Annotated in this window: 5 protein-coding genes; 4 read left to right on the forward strand and 1 reads right to left on the reverse strand. The window is 72.2% G+C overall.

What is annotated here, in order from left to right; all coding sequences use genetic code 11:
* The 3 genes from FUT87_RS19915 to FUT87_RS19925 all read left to right on the forward strand — a co-directional run.
* Positions 1-561 (forward strand): PD-(D/E)XK nuclease family protein (locus FUT87_RS19915; RefSeq protein WP_186830643.1); only part of this gene is annotated, 561 nt, incomplete at its 5' end.
* A complete protein-coding gene (locus FUT87_RS19920; protein ID WP_147242149.1) occupies positions 558-3,749 on the forward strand; it encodes an exodeoxyribonuclease V subunit beta in 3,192 nt (1,063 codons plus the stop codon). The genes FUT87_RS19915 and FUT87_RS19920, both read left to right, overlap by 4 nt.
* A gap of 64 nt (positions 3,750-3,813) precedes the next feature.
* Entirely contained in the window at positions 3,814-4,161 is a 348-nt protein-coding gene (locus FUT87_RS19925) for a hypothetical protein (RefSeq protein WP_147242150.1), read from the forward strand.
* Positions 4,162-4,224: 63 nt separating this feature from the next.
* On the opposite strand, the gene FUT87_RS19930 is transcribed toward FUT87_RS19925, so the two are convergent.
* Complete coding sequence (locus FUT87_RS19930) at positions 4,225-4,971, reverse strand: hypothetical protein (RefSeq protein WP_147242151.1); 747 nt, start codon at positions 4,969-4,971, stop codon at positions 4,225-4,227.
* A gap of 85 nt (positions 4,972-5,056) precedes the next feature.
* Between FUT87_RS19930 and FUT87_RS19935 the strand changes: the two genes are divergently transcribed.
* A partial coding sequence (locus FUT87_RS19935; RefSeq protein WP_186830644.1) for a glutathione S-transferase N-terminal domain-containing protein occupies positions 5,057-5,221 on the forward strand: 165 nt, incomplete at its 3' end.

Below are 5,221 nucleotides of genomic sequence, written 5' to 3' on the forward strand. Positions count from 1 at the left end.
GCGCCGGCGGAGTTCCTGCCGTATTCGGCGAGCTTCGCGCGCTTCCTGCCGGCCTACCTGGACTGGCTGGCCGAGCGGGAGTCCGAGGGACAGCGCTTCGAGCGCGGCGAGGTCGATCGCCGCGTGCGTCCGTGGGCCGGGATCGAGCCGGCGCTGGAGGACCTGGCGCTGCTGGGCCGCATCGACCGGGTGGACGAGTCGCCCGAGGGGCAGTTGCTCGTCGACTACAAGACCGGCAGCGTCAAGGGCCTCAAGGACAAGGTCGCGAATCCGCTCGAGGATACGCAGCTCGCCGTCTATGCCGTATTGATGGGACATTCGGGCTCCCACGCACCGCTCCGCGCGCAATACCTGGCCCTAGACGATTCGAAGGGCATCACCCCGATCGAGCACGAGGACGTCGCCACCACCGCCGCCGTCATGCTGGACGGCCTGCGCGGCGACCTGATGGCCATCCACGCGGGCGATCCCCTGCCCGCGCTGGGCGAGGGCGTCGCGTGCGCCTACTGCGAGATGCGCGGCCTGTGCCGTCGCGACGATTGGGAAGGAGCCGCGCCGTGACCGGCTCGACGGACATGACGACCGACATCGCGACCGGCACCCTCGCCGGCACCGCGGCCGCCTACACCCTCGACGGCGCGCCGGTCGCCCGCGAGCGCTTCTACGCGCTGGCCTGCGATCCCGCGCGCAGCGTCGTCGTCGAGGCCTGCGCCGGTGCGGGCAAGACCTGGATGCTGGTGTCGCGCATCCTGCGCGCGCTGCTGGACGGTGCCCGGCCGCAGGACATCGTCGCGATCACCTTCACCCGCAAGGCGGCCGGCGAGATGCGCGCCCGCCTGAACGAGTGGCTGCATGAATTCGCCCATTGCGACGACGCGGGCCGCGTGCTCGCGCTGCGCCAGCGCGGCCTGCCGCAGGCCCAGGCCGAGGCGCTCGCTCCGCGGCTGGCGACGCTGCAGCAGCGCCTGCTGCAGGAAGCGCGGCCGGTGGAGATCCGCACCTTCCACGCCTGGTTCTCCCAGCTGCTGCGCGCCGCGCCGCTGGAACTGCTGCGCGCGCAGGGGTTGTCGCCCGAGCTGCAGCTGCTGGAGGACGAGACCGACCTGATGCCCGAGCTCTGGCAGTGCTTCCACGCGGCCGTGCTGGCGGACGAATCGCTGCTGGCGATCTATCGCGAGCTCTGCCTGGTCCACGGCCGCAACAAGCTGCAGGACTGGCTGATGGCGGCCTTCGACAAGCGCGTCGAGCTGCGCCTGGCGCAGGCGCACGGACGACTGATGGACAGCGTGCCGACGGCGGCCGAGGTGGTGCCCGAACTGGCCGCGTTCGGCGAGCCGATCGACGCCTTCACCGCGATGCGCGGCGAGCTGCAGGCGCTCGCCGCCGAGCTGGGGCAAGGGCGGAACAAGACGCAGAAGGCCGCGGCGCTGGCGCTGGAGGCGGCGCTGTCGGCGCCCCGGGACGAGCCGCAGGCTGAAGCCCGCGCGCTCGCCGCCGTGCGCGCCGAGCTGTTCACGCAGAAGGGCACGCTGGTGAAGGCGCTGGGCGATTCGCCGCTGCTGCTCGAGCTGGGCGACCGGCTCGCCCGGCTGCAGCTGGCGCTGGACCAGGCCGACGCGCGCGCCTGGCACCAGCAGATGTGCGGGCTCGCGCTGACGCTGCTGGAGGCCTTCGAGCGCCTGAAGCGGGAGCGCGGCCTCGTCGACATGAACGACCTCGAGCGCGGTGCGCTGGCGCTGCTTGGCGACGCCGAGCTGTCGGGTTGGGTGCAGGAGCGGCTGGACAGCCAGGTGCGACACCTGCTGATCGACGAATTCCAGGACACCAGCCCGCTGCAGTGGCACGCGCTGTACGCGTGGCTGTCGGGTTATGTCGGCGCCGGGGGCGGCGCCAGCGGACAACGGCCGCCCTCGGTGTTCATCGTGGGCGATCCCAAGCAGAGCATCTACCGCTTCCGACGCGCCGAACCGCGCGTCTTCGCCGCGGCGCGGGACTTCGTGCGCGAAGGCCTGGACGGCGTGCTGCTGGCCTGCGATCACACGCGGCGCAACTCGGCGCCGGTGCTGGCGGCGGTGAACGCGGTGTTCGAGCAGGCCAGCCTGGCGCAGCAGTACACCGGCTTCCGGGCCCACACCACCGAGGCGGGCGGCGGCGATCCGCTGGATGGCGTCCACTTCATCGCGGGCGACGAGGCGGACGACGCGGAATCCGCGGCGGCCACGCGCGACGCGGACACCTGGCGCCCGAGCCTGACCGAGCCGCGGCGCGAGCCGGAACTGCATCGCCGTGAAGCGGAGGCCCAGCGCATCGCCGCCTGCATCGCGGCGTTGCTGAGGGACGGCCAGGTGCAGCCGGGCGACGTGTTCGTGCTGGCGCGCAAGCGCGAAGGGCTGCGGGTGCTGGCGCAGGTGCTCAAGGGCCTGGGCATCGCGCATGCGGCGCCGGAGGACATGGCGCTGCTCGACGCGCCGGACGTGCGGGACCTGCTCGCGCTGCTGGATGCGCTGGCGTCCAGCGGGCATCAGCTGTCGCTGGCGCATGCGCTGCGCAGCCCCTTGTTCGGCGCCACCGAGGCCGACCTGCTGTGGCTCGCGGCCGCGTCGCGCTCCGCGCATTGGCTCGGCCAGGAGCCGCCGCAAGCGCGCCGGTCGACGCCCGCGGTCGATGAAGCGCCTCTGGCGGACGATGCGCCGCCGAACGGCTCGGCGGACAGTGACGAATCCGCAGTCAGCTCGACCGGGCCGGTCACGCGCTCCTGGTGGGAGGTCCTGCTGCAGGCCGAGCCGGCGTCGCTGAGCGAGGCGCTGCGACGCGCGCAGGGCCTGCTGTCGCGCTGGGCGTCGGTGGCCGCGCTGCGCAGCCCGCACGACCTGCTGGATGCGATCGTCGACGAGGGCGACCTGATGGCTCGCCTGGCCGCCGCCGTGCCGGCCAGCGAGCGCCGTGCGCGACTGCATGCGGTCGAGGCGCTGCTGGCGCTGGCGCTGGAACTCGATGGTGGTCGCTACGCCGGCTTGTACGGCTTCGTGCGCGCGCTGAAGAGCCGCGCGCTGAAGCTGGCCGCGCCCGCCGAGCCCGATGCGGTGCAGCTGCTGACGGTGCATGGCGCCAAGGGCCTGGAGGCCAAGGTCGTGGTCCTGATGGACGCGGAAGCCGGGCCGGCGCGCGCCGAAAGCATGGCGCTGGCGATCTCATGGCCGGTGCAGGAGCCGGTGCCGCGAACTGTGGCCTTCATCGTCTCGGAGGCGAAACCGCCGCCGTCGCTGCAAGCGCTGCTCGACGACGAAAAGGAGCAGCGCCAGCGCGAGGAGCTGAACGCGCTCTATGTCGCCATGACCCGGGCGCGTCATCGGCTGCTGCTGAGCCGCACGCCGGCCAAGCGCCAGAGCGCATCGGCGAGTTGGTGGGCGCGGGTGCAGCCGCACGCGGCGCCGCTGGCGGTGCCGGAGCTCGACGCGAGTGTGGATGTCGATGCCGCCAACGCTGAGGATGCCGCTCGTGCCGCTCGTGCCGCTCGTGCCGCGCATGCCGCTGTCGCCGCGCATGCCGATGGCGTTGCCACCGTGGCCCGCTTGAAGGTGCTGCCGCGCGCGCGCCGCTGCCCGCCGAGGCGGTCGATGGGGTGGGCGCCGAGGTCGGCCAGAGCCCGGACGAGGTCGACGAAAGCGCCGCGCTCGGCGAGGCGCTGCACCGCGTGCTGGAGTGGCACAGCGGCCCGCGAGGGCGCGATCACACGCTCGAGCGCCTGATGGCGGCGGCGGCCCAGATGTACGGGCTCGACGCGCGTCGCGCGACGAGCGCCTGCAGCGCAGCGTGAAGGCGATCCTGGGCAGCGCCGACTGCGCCGCCTTCTTCGATGCCGACGCGCTGGTATGGCACGGCAACGAGGTGCCGCTGAGCTGGAACGGGCACGACATGCGCCTGGACCGGCTCGTCTGCCGGCAGGACGCCGCGGGCGCGCGGACCTGGTGGGTGCTCGACTACAAGCTGAATCCGGCGCCGCAGCGCAACCCGGACTATCTGCAGCAGCTGTGGCGCTATCGCGAGGCGGTGATGGCGCTGCAGCCCGGCGAGCCGGTGCGCTGCGCCTTCATCACGGGCCAGGGCCGGCTGATCGATTGCACCGAGGCGGTCGCGGGCGCGGCGGATCTCTTCGCCTGAAGTGCGCGGCGCGGGCCGCCGTGGGGCATGCGCCGCCATCGCCGGCCAGGCCGCGAGGGCGGCTCAGACCGGCGCGCCGTAGTCGCCTTCGGACGGCCGGCTGTGCCAGGCCACCGAGGTGGTTGTCGGCCAGGGACCGCCGTCCCCGATGCGCTGGTGCACCGCCAGCGCGCTGCCCGCCGCGGCGTCCAGCACGCGGGTCAGGGCCTCGACCTCGGCCAGTGCCGGCTCGGGCATCGCGGTGCGCAGATAGACGTTGCCGCGCAGGCTCAGCAGCACGAAGGGCCGGCCCTCGATGAGCACGTCCTGCGTCGCCTGGGCCAGGCGCTCGGACAGGTCCTTGTCGAGCCAGGCCATGATCAGCTCGCGATTGATGCCGACCGCGCCGAAGCGCTGCCGCACGAGCTTGGACTCGATCTGCGACTGCTTCGGGAACATCACCAGCCAGCGCATCTCCTCCGGCGTGTCGGTGTCCACGCGGGTGCGCAGCGTGTCGGTGTAGGCCTCGAAGACGCTGCTCTCCAGGCGCTCCATCAGCTTGCGCTCGATGAGCATCATCTGCATGTCGGGATTGACCTTGAGCTCGCATCTCATGCGCAGCTCGAAGCCCTCGATGTAGCTGCGTTGCGAGGGCCCCCATTCGATGCGGGTCAGGCCGGGCAGGGTGCGCGGCAGGTCGATCACGAAGCCGCGGCCGTCGCGGGCGTGACGCAGTTGGCCGCCGCGTTCCGCGGCCCATTCGCTCAAGGGGCGCCACCGGGCCGAGTTGGCGCGGGCGGTCAACCACTGTTTGATTTGTTTGATTACCATGAGGCGGGACGATGCGCGAGCGGCCTGGTGTCCGTGCATTGAGGTGTCGGCGACCGGGGCCCCGCGCCCCTAGGGAGAACGCGTGATGATCGAAGTGTATTCATGGCCCACGCCCAATGGCCACAAGGTCCACATCATGCTGGAGGAATGCCGGCTGCCTTACCGGGTGATTCCCGTGGACATCGGCGCGGGCGAGCAGTTCGACGCGAGCTTCCTGGCCATCAGCCCCAACAACAAGATCCCCGCGATC

This window comes from Mitsuaria sp. TWR114 (assembly GCF_007997345.1).